This window comes from Kitasatospora sp. NBC_01302 (assembly GCF_035976515.1).
Lineage (GTDB): Bacteria > Actinomycetota > Actinomycetes > Streptomycetales > Streptomycetaceae > Kitasatospora.
In genome coordinates this window covers 7,551,023-7,567,205 of record NZ_CP108404.1, presented here as the reverse complement: position 1 = coordinate 7,567,205, position 16,183 = coordinate 7,551,023, and the positions used below count along the sequence as shown (strand labels likewise).

General features: G+C 72.0%; 15 protein-coding genes. 5 read left to right on the top strand and 10 right to left on the bottom strand.

Translation table 11 applies throughout. The features are described 5' to 3' along the window. Positions 1 to 68 precede the first annotated feature (68 nt). The gene (locus tag OG294_RS33165; protein WP_327070244.1) at positions 69 to 2,507 is read left to right on the top strand and encodes a helicase-associated domain-containing protein; all 2,439 of its coding nucleotides are present in this window, start codon (positions 69 to 71) and stop codon (positions 2,505 to 2,507) included. Between the two features lie 69 nt (positions 2,508 to 2,576). After that, positions 2,577 to 4,160 carry an IS1182 family transposase gene (locus OG294_RS33160; protein ID WP_327071662.1) on the top strand — a complete coding sequence of 528 codons (1,584 nt, stop codon included), beginning with the start codon at positions 2,577 to 2,579 and terminating at the stop codon, positions 4,158 to 4,160. Positions 4,161 to 4,381: 221 nt separating this feature from the next. On the opposite strand, the gene OG294_RS33155 is transcribed toward OG294_RS33160, so the two are convergent. From OG294_RS33155 to OG294_RS33140, 4 genes are all read right to left on the bottom strand, one after another. Further along, a complete protein-coding gene (locus tag OG294_RS33155) occupies positions 4,382 to 5,203 on the bottom strand; it encodes a hypothetical protein (protein ID WP_327070243.1) in 822 nt (273 codons plus the stop codon). Further along, entirely contained in the window at positions 5,200 to 5,769 is a 570-nt protein-coding gene (locus OG294_RS33150) for a potassium channel family protein (protein ID WP_327070242.1), read from the bottom strand. The genes OG294_RS33155 and OG294_RS33150 overlap by 4 nt, the downstream gene beginning before the upstream one ends. Before the next feature lie 162 nt (positions 5,770 to 5,931). Further along, positions 5,932 to 7,287 carry an MFS transporter gene (locus tag OG294_RS33145; RefSeq protein ID WP_327070241.1) on the bottom strand — a complete coding sequence of 452 codons (1,356 nt, stop codon included), beginning with the start codon at positions 7,285 to 7,287 and terminating at the stop codon, positions 5,932 to 5,934. A 5-nt stretch (positions 7,288 to 7,292) separates the two neighbouring features. Continuing rightward, on the bottom strand, positions 7,293 to 8,198 hold the full coding sequence (locus OG294_RS33140) for a DMT family transporter (protein ID WP_327070240.1): 906 nt from the start codon (positions 8,196 to 8,198) through the stop codon (positions 7,293 to 7,295). A gap of 131 nt (positions 8,199 to 8,329) precedes the next feature. Here OG294_RS33140 and OG294_RS33135 point away from each other — a divergent pair, with 131 nt between their 5' ends. Beyond that, positions 8,330 to 9,235 (top strand): LysR family transcriptional regulator, encoded by a 906-nt coding sequence (locus OG294_RS33135; RefSeq protein WP_327070239.1) that lies wholly within the window; start codon positions 8,330 to 8,332, stop codon positions 9,233 to 9,235. A 96-nt stretch (positions 9,236 to 9,331) separates the two neighbouring features. Here OG294_RS33135 and OG294_RS33130 read toward each other — a convergent pair whose 3' ends face one another. The 5 genes from OG294_RS33130 to OG294_RS33110 all read right to left on the bottom strand — a co-directional run bounded on the left by OG294_RS33130 (position 9,332) and on the right by OG294_RS33110 (position 13,483). Further along, positions 9,332 to 9,754: a hypothetical protein gene (locus OG294_RS33130; protein WP_327070238.1), complete on the bottom strand. Its 423-nt coding sequence runs from the start codon at positions 9,752 to 9,754 to the stop codon at positions 9,332 to 9,334. A 6-nt stretch (positions 9,755 to 9,760) separates the two neighbouring features. Continuing rightward, positions 9,761 to 11,017, bottom strand: a complete 1,257-nt coding sequence (locus OG294_RS33125) for an amidase domain-containing protein (protein ID WP_327070237.1) — start codon at positions 11,015 to 11,017, stop codon at positions 9,761 to 9,763. A gap of 2 nt (positions 11,018 to 11,019) precedes the next feature. Then, positions 11,020 to 11,343 carry a type VII secretion target gene (locus OG294_RS33120; RefSeq protein WP_327070236.1) on the bottom strand — a complete coding sequence of 108 codons (324 nt, stop codon included), beginning with the start codon at positions 11,341 to 11,343 and terminating at the stop codon, positions 11,020 to 11,022. A gap of 176 nt (positions 11,344 to 11,519) precedes the next feature. Continuing rightward, a complete protein-coding gene (locus tag OG294_RS33115) occupies positions 11,520 to 12,899 on the bottom strand; it encodes a GntT/GntP/DsdX family permease (RefSeq protein ID WP_327070235.1) in 1,380 nt (459 codons plus the stop codon). After that, positions 12,896 to 13,483, bottom strand: a complete 588-nt coding sequence (locus OG294_RS33110) for a gluconokinase (protein ID WP_442789269.1) — start codon at positions 13,481 to 13,483, stop codon at positions 12,896 to 12,898. The genes OG294_RS33115 and OG294_RS33110 overlap by 4 nt, the downstream gene beginning before the upstream one ends. A 184-nt stretch (positions 13,484 to 13,667) precedes the next feature. Here OG294_RS33110 and OG294_RS33105 point away from each other — a divergent pair, with 184 nt between their 5' ends. After that, complete coding sequence (locus tag OG294_RS33105; RefSeq protein ID WP_327070234.1) at positions 13,668 to 14,432, top strand: FadR/GntR family transcriptional regulator; 765 nt, start codon at positions 13,668 to 13,670, stop codon at positions 14,430 to 14,432. Between the two features lie 111 nt (positions 14,433 to 14,543). Further along, positions 14,544 to 14,825 carry a hypothetical protein gene (locus OG294_RS33100; protein ID WP_327070233.1) on the top strand — a complete coding sequence of 94 codons (282 nt, stop codon included), beginning with the start codon at positions 14,544 to 14,546 and terminating at the stop codon, positions 14,823 to 14,825. A gap of 28 nt (positions 14,826 to 14,853) precedes the next feature. On the opposite strand, the gene OG294_RS33095 is transcribed toward OG294_RS33100, so the two are convergent. After that, complete coding sequence (locus OG294_RS33095) at positions 14,854 to 15,960, bottom strand: NADH:flavin oxidoreductase/NADH oxidase (protein WP_327070232.1); 1,107 nt, start codon at positions 15,958 to 15,960, stop codon at positions 14,854 to 14,856. Positions 15,961 to 16,183: the final 223 nt, after the last annotated feature.

Below are 16,183 nucleotides of genomic sequence, written 5' to 3'. Positions count from 1 at the left end.
GCCCGCCCGGTGCGCCATGATGGAGTTCCCCGGCTGTTGTCGGGACAGAACGGCCCCAACCTGGCGAGGTGTTCCCCATCACCAAGAAGAGCGGATCGACGCTGGCCGCATGGCTTCGGGATCTCGACCCAGCTGCGTTGGAACGGGTCCTGGCGGCGCGCCCGGATGCGGCGTCGGCCCCGGAGCCCCGATCCGCCGGTGAACTGGCGGACCGCCTCCAGCGCCCGGCGTCGGTGGCGCTGGCGCTGCCCCGGCTCGTGCTCCCGCACCTGCAGGTGGCGGAGGCCCTCGCCGCGCTGGCACCTGCCTCGCGGGACTCCCTGGGGAGCCTTCTGGACGCGGACGACGGGGAACGCGCTCGCGCGCTCGAGGCCGCCCTGGAAGGGCTGGCCGATCGCGCTCTGGTGTGGCCGGACGGCAACGGGCTGCTGCACATGGTGGCACCGCTGCGGCAGGCATGGGACACGCCGCTGGGACTGGACGCGCCCCTGGCGCGGCTCCTGGCGGGCACCAACTCCGATGAACTGGGGCGCATGGTGGCGGCCCTCCGTATCAAACCCTCCGGCCACACCAAGCAGAAGCGGCTGGCGGCGCTGATCGACCATCACGGCGATCCGGAGCGGGTCGCCGCGTTGGTGGCCAAGGCTCCCGCCGCCGCGCGGAAGCTCCTCGAGCGGCATGCGAGTCGGGCTCCGGAGCGATCGGGGTTCATCCTGTTCGGAGCTCCGCCGCCCGACTCCGGGCCGGGCGAACGGTGGGCGCTGGAGCGGGGACTGCTGGTCCGGGAACGGCACCGGTACGGCCCGGCCCGCATGCCCGCGGAGGTGGCGCTCGCGCTGCGCGGCCCTGGCTGGAGAGCTCCGTTCACGCCCGTCCCGCCCGTCCCGCGGTCGGTGTCCGTCAGCGCTTCGAGGATCGGGCAGGAGGCCGCAGCCGCCTCGATGGCCTTCGCCACCCACGCCGCCTCCGTTCTCCGGGTGTGCGCGACCGCTCCCCCGGCCCGGCTGAAGGCCGGCGGGATCGGTGCCCGCGAACTGTCCCGGATCGGCAAGGCTGCGCAGTGTGAGGAGATCGTGGTCCGCCTCGCGTTGGAGACGGCGAGCGCTGCCGGGCTGCTCGCCCGGGACGGCGACCGGGTGGCGGCGAGCGACGCCTACGACAGCTGGGCCGAGGAGGAACCGGCCGACCAAATCGTCGCGCTTCTCCGGGCGTGGTGGACACTGCCGATGACCCCCGGCGGGAGCCGCGACGAGAACGGGAAAGCGCTGCCGGCCCTCGTCGGTGCACCGCCGTGCGAAGGCTGCGTACAGGCCCGGCAGGGACTGCTCACAGCGGTGTCGCAGCTCCCGCCGGGCGAAGGCGCGGCGGACCCGGCGGAACTGGGGCCGCTGATCCGGTGGAACCGTCCGCTTGTCGATGAACTCCCGCAGGACGAAACGCCGTTCGCCACCCTGATCCGGGAAGCGGAACTGCTCGGCGCACTCGCCCTCGGCGCCCTGTCCCCGCTCGGGGCCGCGCTGCTCGCCGGTGACGTCCAGGCGCTGGCGGAGGCCGGCCGGCAGTTGCTGCCCGCCTCCAGCGCGACCGCCCGATTCGGCAGCGACCTCACGGCCGTGGTCGCAGGCACGCCGTCGACGGCCCTCGGCACGCTGCTGGACTCCGTCGCGGACCGGGAGGCCGGCGGTGCCGCATCCGTATGGCGGTTCAGCCCGGGAAGCGTCCGCCGCGCCCTCGATGCGGGCCTGACCCCCGAGGTCCTGACGGCCGACCTGACCGCCGTCGCCGTCGAACCGCTTCCCCAACCGCTCGCGTACCTGCTCCACGACGCCGCGCGCGGCCACGGCCGGGTCCGCGTGGCCTCCGCAGCCTGTGTGATCCACGGCGAGGAGCCGGCCCTCCTGGCCGAGCTGGCCGCCCACCGCAAGCTCACCCCACTGGGTCTGCGACAAGTGGCCCCGACGGTTCTGATCGGCCGGGCCTCACCGGACAAGACGCTCGCGGCACTTCGGTCCGCGGGCTACGCCCCCGTCTCCGAGAAGCCCGACGGGTCCGTTCGCATCGAGCGGGCCCAGCGTCCCCGCGCGGCGAGTCCGGTCCCGTCACCGCGCCTTCCCGCCGGCCGGTCCCGGCCGCGACGGACGGAGGCCGACACTCCCGACGCGCGGTCGGCCGTCGACCTGAGCGCGCTCGCCGCCCGGCTGCTGGCCGCCTCGCAGGGCGTCCCCGAACCCGACCCGGGGCACCGCCCTCCCGACGCCGGCGACACGGAGAAGACCATCGCCGGGCACGCGCGCAACCTGTCCTCCACCGACGTCCGCCAGCTGGCTCACGCCGTCGACGGCGGCGCGGCGATCACGATCGAGTACGTCGCCGCTTCGGGCGCCACGACCGTCCGCACGCTCAGCCGACTCGATCTCGATCCGCCCTACCTGCACGCCTGGTGCCACCTGCGAAACGACGAACGCGCGTTCACCCTCTCCCGCATCCACGGGGTGATGCCCGCCTAGGAGGCTCGTGAAGATCTTGGGTTCTGGCCTCGCCGCGCGAGCGGCGGGGCCAGACTGTTTCTTGTGGCGATGGGTGAGTGGTCCGGGGAGACGGTCGGGCCGGATGTCTGGGAGACGTGCCGGGGGTTGATCCCGGTGGGCAGCGTGTTCGCGTTCCTGGCCGAGCACCGTGGTGAGTTGTTCCCGGCGGTGATGTTCGCGGACATGTACCCGTCGGCGAACGGGCGGCCGAGCATGCCGCCGCAGATCCTGGCCGCGGCGATCGCGCTGCAGGCCCTGCACGGCCTGTCGGACTTCGAGACGGTCCAGGAACTGCGGTGCGACCTGCGGTGGAAGGCCGCGTGCGGACTGGGCCTGAACGACACCGCGTTCGACCCGTCGCTGCTGGCCTACTTCCGCCGCCGGCTGGCCCGCTCTCCCCGGCCCAACCGGATCTTCGAGGCCGTGCGGGAGGTCGTGCGGGCCACCGGTGTCCTCAAGGGCAAGCACCGGCGGGCGCTGGACTCCACCGTGCTGGACGACGCGGTGGCCACCCAGGACACCGTCACCCAGATCATCGCCTCCGTCCGGGCGGTGATCCGCGAAGTCCCCGGCGCGGATGCGGTCGCGGCCGTGCACTGCACCGCCCACGACTACACCGACCCGGGCAAACCCCGCATCGCGTGGAACGACGAGCAGGCCCGAGCCGACCTCGTCGACGCCCTGGTCGGCGACGCGCTGCGGCTGCTCGGGCACCTGCCCGAGCAACAGCTCGGCGAGAAGGCCGCGAACGCGGTCGGCCTGCTGGCCCTGGTCGCCGGGCAGGACGTCGAGCCCGCCGAGGACTCCGACGGACGCGACGGACGCTGGCGCATCACCCGGGGCACCGCCCACGACCGGATGGTCTCCACCGTCGACCCCGAGGCCCGGCACGTGCACAAGACCCGCACCCACCGGCAGGACGGCTTCAAGGCCCACCTCGCCATCGAGCCCGAGACAGGGTTATACACCGCGGTCGCCCTGCGGCCCGGCGCCGGAGCAGAACACCACGAGGCCGCCGTCGGACTCGACCTGCTCGCCGACGAGGACGCCCCGGTGGACGCCTTCGCAGACACCGCCTACTCCACCGGCGACGCCCGCCAGGCCCTGGAACAGCAAGGGCACCGACTGTTCCTCAAACCCGCCCCACTGCGGGCAGCCGTCCCCGGCGGCTTCACCCTCGACGACTTCACCATCGACACCACCGCCGCCACCGTGACCTGCCCCGCCGGACACACCGTCCCGCTCTCCGACCCCGGCGGCCGCCACCAGCAGCGCAAGGCCACCTTCGCCGGCCTGTGCACCGGGTGCCCCCTGCGCGAGCGGTGCACCAAGGCCAGGGCCGGACGCACCCTGACCATCCGCCCGCACCACGACCTCCTCACCGCCGCCCGCCGCCAGGCCGCCACCGACCCCGACTGGCAAGCCGACTACCGCCGCTGGCGACCACCCGTCGAACGCGCAGTCGCCTGGATCGTCCACCGGGGCAACCGCAGACTCCGCTACCGCGGCACCATCAAGAACGACACCTGGCTCCACACCCGAGCCGCCGCCCTCAACCTCCGCCGCCTGATCAACCTCGGACTCACCCACACCGGCAGCACCTGGCAACTCACCCCGGCAACCAACGCATAACCAGAGGGGCAGCCCGGCCTACGGCCGGACAGCCCCTCAACAAGATCTTCACGAGCCTCCTAGGACGTGTCCGGTGGATCGTGCCGGACAGGTCCTGGCGCAGCAGCCGGAGGCGGGCCGCACGAGCCGGAGCGTGATCGATCCGGACGACGGGACGCGCAGCGCGGGGGAACACCAGCGAGCTGCAACACCGGCGGAGGTCACGGCACGCCCCCTGTCGCTCAGTTGCGCGGTTCCTCGGTGCGTTCGGGGAGCAGCAGTACGGCGCCGGCGAGGAAGCACACCGCGCCGATCAGGGTTTGCGTGTTGGCTCGGTCGATGTTGTGCACCTGGCCGGTGGCCGGGTTGATGTAGCCGGCCACCGCCGAGATGCCGAAGGCGATGGACCCGATCAGGTTGGCCAGGGTGATCCACCAGGCCCAGGACCGGGGGTGCCAGGCGAGCCAGCCGTGGCAGGCCTCGTACCAGGCCAGCATGCTGGCCACCAGGAAGCAGACGGAGCCGATCGCGTCGGGGCGCCACACGTGCTGGTGGGCGGCGCGGGCGGAGAGGTTGTCGGCCATGGCGAGCCCGGTGCTGACGTTGAAGTAGACGGTTCCGACCAGTTGGACCGCGGTGGCCCACCAGTCGATCCGGCGGGGCTGGCAGGTGAGGAAGCGCCGGTGGTGGGGGTTCTGCGCTGGTGAGGCGGCGTCGACCGTCTCGCGGTAGCAGAGGAACGAGGCCGAGGTGAAGAAGAGCGAGCCGGTGAAGTAGGTGATCGTGTCCGTTCGGGCTCCGACGGCGTCGGCGTAGCCGGGTATCGACCCGAGCGCGAACAGCAGTGATCCGATGGCGAACAGGACCGCGATCCACCAGCCACGGGCCGCAGGGGCCCACCAGGTCGATCCGGTGGCCGGTCGCTGGTGCTTGCGGTGACGGCGCGACTCCAGGCGGACGACGACCCCGTCCGCGCCCACGTGGTCGACGAACGTCGCCGAGCTCCTTGGGTGCGGGCGGTGGCCGGCGGGGCTCCGTCCGGGTGTCCTGTCGGCTCGGCTCATCGTCCCTCCCGGTGCTGCCGCGGAGCCTTCCGCTGTTGGCTGCGCCGGACGGCACTCACGATGACCCTGATCCCGAGGCCGAGGATGACGAGGTCGCTGATCATCTGCGCGGTGACCACAAGCCGGGCGGTCTCGGACTTCGCGGTGATGTCCCCGAAGCCGACCGTGGAGAACACGGTGACAGCGAAGTACAGACCGTCGGTGTGCGAGAGGTGCCCGCTGAAGTTGCCGGGGGACAGCCCGGCCAGGGCCACGTAGCTGCCGGCGAACAGCAGCAGGAAGAACGGCACGCTGATGGCCATCGCCTCGACCGCGCACACGACCGGTAACGGCGACCGGACGATCTGGCGCACCTGGAAGGTGACCAGGACGACGGAGGCCACAAGCCCCGTGACCAGCATCGTGACGGTGGCTGCGAGGGAGGAGCGGTCCAGCGGCAGCACGTAGTACAGGGCCACCAGCGCGGCGACCGACCCGACCACCCGCAGCACGATCCGGGTGACCGCGCCGGGCGAGAGCCGGTTCATGGCCTGGAGGCCGTGCCCCGACCTGGTGCTGCCGTTCATGAGGCCGGCACCTTGAAGGCCCGCCGATGCGACTGCTTCACCGCGGTGGCCACCAGGACGGACCTTCCCTGGGCGCGCTCATGCTCCCTCCTTCCGGCGACGTCCGTCCGGAGATCGGAGACCTGCTCGAGCGGCCGGACGCGCGACTCCGGCGCCCGGCGATCATGCAGCCGGGCGGGTCTTCACCGCCTCCATCGTCCCCCGTGTCGGCCTTGCCCGCGAGGCGCCCGCCCGGTCGACCAGGACTTCCGCGCCGGGGTCCTCGCAGGCCGGACTTTCGTGCTGCTTCGGCAGTTCGCGTCGCGTTCGGAGGGGCGAGAGGAAGACGGGGAGGAAGGCCGTCGCCAGGAAGGCGGCGCCCACCCAGAGCGTGGTGTGGACGGTGGCCAGCTCACCGATCACGCCTGCCACGGCAGAGCCGACGGCGAGTGCACCGGTGAGCAGGAAGCGGAAGGTGGCGTTCATCCGGCCGAGGAGTACATCCGGCGTCGCACGTTGCCGCAGGCTGACGCCCAGCACGTTGTCCATACCCGTCTTGAACATGGCCAGCAGCCAGCCGGTCCCGGCCAGCCAGAGCCAGGGGCCACGACCCACCAGCGGGACAAGGAGTCCGGCGGGCGCCAGCCACAGGCCGAGCAGGCCGAGGGTGCGGCCGTGGCCGAGGCGCCCGGCGATGGGCCGGGCGCAGCGTGCTCCGAGCAGGAGGCCGACTCCGCCCATCGCCCAGAACAGGCCCAGCACCTCGGCCGGGAAATGGAGTTCTCGGACGAACAGCACCGGGAGCATGGTGTTGATGATCTGGGAGCCGAGGTTGCTCAGGGCCGCGGTGAGCGCGAGGGCTCGTAGCTCCCGGTTGCCGAGGACGTGCCGCAGACCTTCGGCGATCTGTGCCCTCAGCTGCGTGGGCCTCCCGGACGGCGGTGAGGCCGGCAGGGGTGCGCGGCTGATCGCGGTGAGGCGCAGGGCCGAGGCCAGGTAGCCCACGGCCGCGCAGGCCACGGCCACGGGGGCCGTGAGCAGTTGGACGAGTCCTCCGCCCACGCCCCGGCCCGCCACGTTGGCGACGGCTGTCAGGCTCACCACGGCGGCGTTCGCCCGGACGAGACCGTCACGGCCGACCAGTTGCGGCAGCACGCTCTGTGAACCGACGTCGAAGAAGACGGTGGCGCAGCCGTTCAGCAGGACGGTCACGTACAACTGGCCGAGCGTGAGGGAGCCGAGCCACCAGGTCGACGGGACGGTGGCGAGGAGGGTTGCCCGCATCAGATCGGCGGCGATCAGCACGCGCCGATGCCGCATCCGGTCCACCCATGCTCCGGCCGGCAGGCCGACGAGGAGAAAGGCGGCCGTGCTCAGGGCGGCCAGTGCCCCGACCTGGCCGGGACTCGCGTCGAGGGCGGACACCGCGATGAACGGGATGGCGACGTAGCCGATGTTGGTGCCGAGCTGGCTGAGTGTCGTCGCACCGAACAGGGTGCGGAAGTCGGCCTCCCGCCAAGGGGATTCTTCCTGCGTCATCGGTTTCATCCGGTGCTCGATCCAGAGCTTCGCAGCGGCGCGGCGGCGCCGGACCGGGCGAGGCCGCTGGTCGGGCTGCGCGTCAGTCCGACGCCGACGAGCACCAGGGCCATGCCCGCGATGACCCGAGGGCCCACCCGTTCGTCGAGGACCATCGCGCCCAGCGCCACCGAGACCACCGGCAGCAGGTAGCCGACGCTCGCAGCAGTGGTGGGGCCCTCGTCGGCAATGAGCCGGGAGTTGAGGTGGAACGTGACACCCGTGCCGAAGACGCCCAGGACGACGACGGCGGCCACCGCGGTGAGGGTGGGAGCGGACGGGGTCGTGCTACCTGCGGGCAGGGCAAGGGTGGTCAGGCCTGTGGCGGCGAGGAGTTGGGCCGCCGAGAGGGCGAGCGGGGCGGTCCGGCGGCCGATGAGGTGCCGCGCCATGTAGGCGAAGGCCACCGCGTAGCTGACGGCTGCGGCGAGCAGGGCCGACACGCCCCAGCCGGTCAGGCCGCCACGCTGCCACGGGGCGAAGATGAGCACCGTCCCTGCGAAGCCGAGCAGCAGGCCGGCCAGGCGGACCGGACGGATACCGCGCTCCGTGCCCAGAGCGGCTCCGATGGCCAAGGACCACAGCGGAGTTGTGGCGTTCAGGACGCCGGCCACGCCTGAGTCGACGCTCTGTTCGCCGATGCCGAAGAGGAAGAACGGCAGGGCGTTGCAGAAGAAGGCGGCCACCACGAGGTGGCCCCAGGTCCTGCGGTCACGTGGCAGGCGCTGGCCGCCGGAGCGGGCCAGGAGCAGCAGAACGCCCGCTCCCAGCACACAGCGGATGACGGTGATGTGGAGCGGGGACAGACCGCCGTCCAGGGCGAGTTTGATCCAGAGGAAGCCCGATCCCCACAGCAGGGCGAGGACGGACATCCGCATGAGGGTTCCGCGTGGGCCGCTGAGCACTGTCCGCCTCCTGGTGGGTTCTTCCTTCCACGTACGGTGCCTCGCAGGCCGTCGTAAGACAAGCGAAAAGATCTTGAGGGAGGGTTAAGCTGTTCTACATGCTTGATATGCGGCGTATGCAGGTGCTGAGGGCCGTGGTCACCAGCGGTTCGGTCACCGCGGCAGCACGGAACCTGGGCTACACGCCTTCCGCCGTCAGCCAGCAGATGGCGGCACTGGAGAAGGAGGCCGGGATCGGGCTGCTGGAGCGGACCGGGCGGGGCGTGCGGCCCACCGAGGCCGGGAGGCTGCTCACCGAGTACGCGGCTGTCATCGGCCGACACGTCGCCGAGGCGGAGACCGCGCTCGCCGAACTGCGGGCCGGACGGACGGGCCGGGTGGTGGTCCGGTACTTCGCCACGGCGGGCGCCACGATGGTGGCCCCCGCCGTGGCGGCGCTCCGCCGAGAGCAGCCGGGTGTCCAGGTCGAACTCAGACTGAGCGATCCCGAGGATTCCCTGCTGGAGGTGCAGGAGCGCCGGGCCGACGTGGCCCTCGTGGTCCGGCCACGGGACAAGGCCTCCGTGGACGGCCTCCGGTTCGTGCACCTGGCCGACGACAGGTACGTCGCGGTGCTGCCCCGGGGACACCACCTCGCCGCGAAGCAGGCGCTCGACCTGACCGACCTCGCCGACGAGGCGTGGGTCGGCAGCGACCAGCCCGGCCCGTGCCTGGACCCCGTCCTCGACGCCTGTGCCTCGGCCGGCTTCAGCCCGGACTTCGTCGTCGAGAGCGGGGACTACGCCACCGCGCAGGGATTCGTCGCCGCCGGGCTCGGGGTGAGCCTGATTCCGACGATGGGGCTGGGCAACCGCCATCCCGACGTCGTCGTACGCGAGGTCCGCAACCCGGAGCCGGTGCGGGCGATCTACGCAGCGGTACGGGAGTCGTCACCCGCCCAGCCCGCGCTGCACAGACTGCTCGACGCGCTGCGGAGCGCGGCCGCTCGACCCACCGGGCGCTGAGCAGGCCCGGGCCCTCCGTCCTCCCCTGCTGTCGGTCCATCGCGGCCGGCGACGTGGTCGCGTCGCCGGAAACGAAGCACGTACGGCTCTGCGGTCTCAGCGGACTTCGGTCGCGAGTCGCGCGCTGCCGAAACAGGGGCTCGGTCGCGGGTGGGAGTCCTTGACCGCGGTCTGCAGCACGGCGGCTTGGAGCAGCACGCCGATGACCGCCAGGGGCAGGACGGCGTGGAGGAGGGCGTGACCGGTGCTGAGCCGGCGGGACTTGCCACGCAGGACGGTGGCCAACTGCCAGGCGCTCCAACCGGCGGCGGCGACGCCCAGCAGCAGGCCGGCCCAGGCGAGGGGCAGGACGTAGGCCGGAGCGCCGGGGCTGTCGCGGCACGTGCGCAACAGCGCGCCCATGTCGTCGTCGGCCAGGATCGTGGGGACGGAGCACGCCCAGGCTGCGACGACGAGAGCCAGCGAGTACCGGGCCTTGAGCCACCCGGGAGCCCCGGGAGTCCGCTTGAGTTCGAGCACGGCCTGTCACCAATCCGGATTCACGCGGACGAAGTGCAGCTTCTGGTGCCCGCGTTGCTCCTGGAAGCCGTCCATGCGACCGCCGATGCTGACGTCCTTCTGGTCGCCGCTGTGCTGGGTGTAGCGGATGTCGCCGTCCGGGGTCACGGCCGTGACGACCGCCGTGTGGTGGATGACGCCCTTTCCGTCCTGCGCGTCCTGGTCGGAGTCCTCCTCGTAGTAGACGAGGTCTCCGGGCTTCACCTGGTCCGGCGCCACCTCCTGGCCGCCGTGGCGCATCATGAAGTCGTGCATGTTCTGCGCGCCGGCCCAGGTCTTCGAGTAGTCGGTCCGTTGGGACAGCCAGTCGTCGCCCGGGTCGTCGCTGCGGCCCCAGGTGTCGTCGCCCCGCCAGCCCCACCAGGAGTCCCACTTGGGTGTGAGGCCGCCTTGCAGCAGTGCCTCGGAGGCGAAGTCGGTGCAGTTGTCGTCGAACCGGTCGACGCTGTCGTCGTTCCAGTGGTCGAGCGCCCACTGCACCATCTTGACGCGGTCGTACTTGGCGCCGGGGCCACCGCGGAGTTCCAGCTTCACGTCGTCCGGGATGCCCGGGAGGTTGGCCAGCGTCACCGGGTCGGAGAGCATCAACTGCCGGCGCTGGTCGTCGGGCAGCGCCTTCCACCAGTCGGCGACCAGACGCGGGTCCTGACCGTCGGGGATGCCGCCCTGGTACATGGTCAGCTCGACCTGGGAAGCCTCGTTCTGAAGGACGTTCAGCGCCTTGTTCGGGTCCGTCTCGCAGGTGGCTGCGCCGAGCTTGGCGAGTTCGGCAGCCGCCTGCTGGTCGGCCTGCGCGGCCTCGCGCAGTGCCTCCCGGACCATGGCGCCGACCTCCTGGACGACGGAGTCCAGGGAGGAGGCCGCACCACCGGGAGCAGTGACCGTTCCGGACGCCTCGTCGACGGTCAGCCCGTAGTCATGGGCCATGCCGAGTGCGGAGTCGAGCAGGAGCTGGGCCCGGTTGATCTCGGCACCGAGCCCGTCGAGAACCATGGCCACGCCGCGCATGATGTCGGCGCCGGCCTCCAATGCGTTTGCCTGCGCCTCGAGTTTGCGACCGGCCGCATCACCGACGCGGTCCTTCCAGTTCGCCTTGAGCGGGTCCACGCCGTTGGCGTGGATGTCATTGACGGCCTGCCAGCACTCCTTGGAGAGGGACATCCAGCTGCCGGCGGCGGCATTGACGTCACCGCTCCGCGCGGCTTTGAGGGTTGGGATGTCCACGATCAGCTCTCCGTCGCGTTCAGGTCGGTCAGAGCGGCAGCGATACGCCGATGGGCCTCCTGCTCGGCCGCGTCGTAGGACTGCGCCGAATCGCTCAACTGTCCGGCATAAACGTTGAGTTGATCGACAATCGACGCGATGTGAGTCTGCCAGGCGTCGGTGCAGCCCTTGAGGGTGGATCCGGACTGCCAGCCGGTCAGCGCGGCCGCGGCGGTGGAACTGGCGTCGAGCCAGTGCCCGCTGGCCGCCCCGACCTGCCCCGTGGCGCCCTGCACACCGTTCGCCGAGCTCCGCAACGTAGCCGGGTGGACGCTAATGTCGTTCATGTACCCCCCTTTACTTCCACAACGCCCTGGAGATCTACCCGTTCCAGAGCGCCGTCCATTGTTACAGGTCGTATGGGGAACGAGGGAATGCGTGCAACGGGCACGAACCGTCTTGACGAAAGGGCGGCGGCTCGGTGGTCCGAGCCGCCGCCCGCGGTGGAGCGTCTTCGTCGGCGTCAGATGATCAGGCTCAGCGGCAGGATCAGCGCGATCGCCACCACCGAGATCACCGTCTCCATCACCGACCAGCTCTTCAGCGTCTGTCCGACGCTCATCCCGAAGTACTCCTTGACCAGCCAGAAGCCCGCGTCGTTCACGTGCGAGAAGAAGAGCGAGCCCGCGCCGACCGCCAGCACCAGGAGCGCGGTGTGGGTGCTGGACATCCCGGTGGCCAGCGGGGAGACGATGCCCGCCGCGGTGATGGTGGCCACCGTGGCCGAGCCGGTGGCGAGGCGGATCAGGACGGCGATCAGCCAGCCGAGGAGGAGGGCGGAGATGTGCAGCCTGGTCGCCCAGTGGCTGACCGCGTCGCCGACGCCCACGTCGACCAGGGTCTGCTTGAAGCCGCCGCCCGCGCCGACGATGAAGACGATGCCGGCGATCGGGCCGAGCGAGGAGGCCACCGTCTCCGAGATCCGTGCCTTGGTGAACCCGGCTGCCCGGCCCAGGGTGAGCATGGCCAGCAGGACGGCCAGCAGCAGCGCGATCAGCGGGGAGCCGATGAAGTCGAGGATGCGCTGGGCGTGGTCCTTGGGGTTGTCGATCACCACGTCCGCCAGTGCCTTGGCGAGCATCAGCACGACGGGCAGCAGGATGGTGGCGAGGACGGCGCCGAACGAGGGCGCGGGGCCGGAGCGTTCGGGCTGTTCGGCGGCGACGGCCTGCGGCGGCGTCAGCGGGCCGACCCAGCGCTCGGCGAGGCGGGCGAAGAGCGGGCCGGCGATGACCAGGGTGGGCACCGCGATCAGCAGGCCGAGGGCCAGGGTGGTGCCCAGGTCGGCCTTCAGCGCGTCGACCGCGACCAGCGGGCCGGGGTGCGGCGGGATGAGCCCGTGCAGCACGGAGAGGCCGGCCAGTGCCGGGATGCCGACCCGGATCACGCTCAGGTTCCCGCGCCGGGCGACCAGCAGCACGATCGGGATCAGCAGCACCACGCCGATCTCGAAGAAGAGCGGCAGCCCCAGCACCGCGGCTGTCAGCGCCATCGCCCAGGGCAGCATCCGCTTGCTGGAGCGGGCCAGCACGGTGTCCGCGATGATGTTCGCCCCGCCCGAGTCGGCGAGCAGCTTGCCGAGCATCGCGCCCAGCCCGATCAGCAGGCCCACGCTGGTCACGGTGGCGCCGAAGCCGGTGGAGAAGCTCGTCATCAGCTGGTCGAACGGCGCGCCCGCGACGGCCGCGAGCAGGCCGGAGCCGACCGTGAGGGCGAGGAAGGGGTGCAGCTTCAGCCGGCTGATCGCCAGCACGACGACGCCGATGCTGAGCAGGGTGGCGAGCAGCAGTCGCCCGTCACTGTGGGCGTGCGGCAGACCCGCGGCGAGGAGGTGGGGGTTCAATCGAGGTCTCCATTGACGGGCCGCAGCAACGCGACGGCCAGCTCGACGAGTTCGTGGGGGGTGTGCGCGCCGAGTTCCAGCACCGCGCCGTGCTCGTCCGGCTGGAGCGGTTCGAGCAGGGCGTACTGGGAGTCGAGCAGCGAGGGCGGCATGAAGTGGCCGGTGCGCAGCGCGAGTCGGCCGGCGACCAGGCCGCGGCTGCCGTCCAGGTGCAGGAAGTACGCCGCCGGGCAGCCGGCGCGCAGGGTGTCGCGGTAGTGGCGCTTGAGCGCGGAGCAGGTGACCACTCCCCCGGTGCCGGCCTCGCCGCGCTCGTGCAGCCAGCCGGCCAGGGCGCGCAGCCACGGGGCGCGGTCGGCGTCGTCCAGCGGGATGCCGGCGGTCATCTTGGCGATGTTGGCGGCCGGGTGGAAGTCGTCGGCCTCCGCGTACGGCAGGCCGAGGCGGTCGGCGAGCAGCCGGGCGACGGTGGTCTTGCCGACGCCGGAGACGCCCATCACCACGATCAGCGGTGCGGGGTCCGGCGCTCCGGTCGGCCGGTCGGTCGACGGGCCGGTCGGCTGGTTCTCGGCGCTGAGAGCCATGGGTTCTGCTCCTGACACGTTCGGGGCGGACCCGGCGGTCTGGTTCTCCCCGCGCGGCGCCTGCGATGACGTCACTATCAACCCAAAGGTATGACCTATTCAAGAGGCCGACATCAAATCGTCATACTTGTCGGCGCGCCCGTGCGGGTCCTCCGGGCTGACGCGGGTCCTCTAGGCTGAGCGGATGGAGATCCAGGGACTGCCCGGCAAACTGCTCGCCGAGCTCGGGCCGGCGATCGCGGCGGGCGAGATCCCCGAGGGGGCGGTGCTGCGGATCGAGGAGCTGGAGGCGCGGTTCGGGGTGTCGCGCACGGTGGTCCGCGAGGCGGTGCGGATCCTGGAGTCGATGCGCCTGGTGGCCTCCAAGCGGCGGATCGGCATCACCGTGCAGCCCCGGCGGGACTGGGACGTCTTCGATCCGCTGGTGATCCGCTGGCGGCTGGCCGGCGCCGACCGGGCGGCCCAGCTGCGCTCGCTCGGCTCGCTGCGGGTGGCCGTCGAGCCGGCCGCCGCGGCGCTGGCAGCGCAGTGCGCCACCGCCGACCAGTGCCGCGAACTGAGCGCCCTGGCAGTCGAGTTGACGGTCACCGCACGGGCTGCCGACCTGGTCTCGTTCCTGCGGCACGACATCGCGTTCCACGCCACCGTGCTGCGCGCCTCCGGCAACGAGATGTTCGCGCACCTGGGCGACACGGTGGGCGCGGTGCTCACCGGCCGGACCGAGCACAATCTGATGCCGCACCAGCCGCGGGCCTACGCCGTGCAGTTGCACCGGGAGGTGGCGGAGGCGATCTGCGCGGGCGCGCCCGACCGGGCGGAGCAGGCGATGCGCACCATCGTCACGGGTGCGCTGGCGGAACTGGCCACCGAGTTGGACGCCCGACCGGCTGCCCAGCCGCTCGCCCGACCGGCTGCCCAGCCGGGGGAACAGCCGGGGGAACAGCTCTGACGCACGCGGGGGGCGTGCGCCTGCCGCACGGTTTCGCGCCGGGCGCGGCGGGCAATCGGTACATAAGGGCGCGCCAGACCGCCCAGTTCGCTCACCCGGGGGTTGCCACCGATGTCCGCTGCACGCCGACGGATGCCGGACGAGGTGCGCGCGGCAGCCGTGCGCACCGTGCTCTTCGTGGCCTTCACGCAGGTCGGCCTGACCGTCGCCACGCTCGCCTCGCTCGCCCACGCCCGGCGGACCATGGCGGTGGCGCTGCTGATCAGCGGGGTGGGCGTGTTCGGGATCCTCTGGTGCCTGCTGGAGGTCGTGATCGCGCGTCAGATCGCCGCCCAGCGCCGCCGCGGCCCCGGGCGCGACTCACCCCTCACCGGCAGCCGTCCGCCCCGCTGACCCACACCGCGGGGCGGACGGCGGGTGCTCAGCCCTGGGCGCCGACGGCGACGGCGTACTGCGAGGGCCAGCGGCGCTCGGCACCCAGTTCGCGCGCGGCGTGCTGCGCCCAGTACGGGTTGCGCAGCAGCTCGCGGCCGAGCAGCACGACGTCCGCGCGCCCGTCGGCGATGATCTGCTCGGCCTGCGCGGCCTCGGTGATCAGCCCGACGGCGCCGACCGGCAGCCCGGTGGAGCCGCGCACCTGCTCGGCGAACGGCACCTGGTAGCCGGGCTCGACCGGGATCCGCGCGCCCGGCACCAGGCCGCCGGTGGAGACGTCCAGCAGGTCGATGCCGATGGCCTGCAGCTCCTTGGCCAGCCGCACGGTGTCCTCGCCGGTCCAGCCCTCCCGCTCGTCCTCGGGGTTCTCGGTCAGCCAGTCGGTGGCCGAGGTGCGGAAGAAGACCGGCAGGTCGGCGGGCCAGACGGCGCGGACCGCGGCCGAGACCTCCAGCGCGAACCTGATCCGGTTCTCGAAGGAGCCGCCGTAGGCGTCGGTGCGGTGGTTGGAGTTCGGAGAGAGGAAGGAGTGGGTGAGGTAGCCGTGCGCACCGTGCACCTCCACCGCCTGGAAGCCGGCCGCCAGCGCCCGCTCGGCCGCGGCCGCGAAGGCGCGCACGATCTCGCCGATCTGCTCGACGCCGAGCTCGTCCGGCTCCGGGTGGCCCTCGAACGCCTGCGGGCTGGGCGCCACGGTGCGCCAGCCGCCCTCGCCCTCGGGGATCGCCCGGCCGCCGACCCACGGCGACTGCGAGGAGGCCTTGCGCCCGGCGTGCGCGAGCTGGATCGCGGGCACCGAGCCGTAGCCGCGGATCGCGGCGGTCACCCGGGCGAGCTCCTGCTGCTGGCGCTCGTTCCACAGGCCGAGGTCGAAGGGGCTGATCCGGCCCTCCGGCAGCACCGCGGTCGCCTCGACGATCACCAGGCCGGCGCCGCCGGCGGCCCGGCTGGCCAGGTGGGTGAGGTGGAAGTCGGTGGCCACCCCGGTCTCCGGACCCTCGGCGGCGGCCGAGTACATGCACATCGGGGCCATCCAGACCCGGTTGGGGACGGTCAGTCCGCGCAGCGTGATGGGCTCGAACAGGGCAGACACGCACAGCTCCTAGCAGGTCGGACCGGTTAGTACGGGAATGATCGTACTACGGGATCCGACTTTGTACGAGACTACTCGTACAGTAAGCCGATCGACCCATCCGTGCGCACGGGCCGATGTCGACCGGCCCGCCCGACCGGCGCCGACCGACACACCCGGCCGGTGTCGCCTGGGTCACATTCCGGATTTCGATCTGACGGTCCGTCAATTCGGCTGACGAACC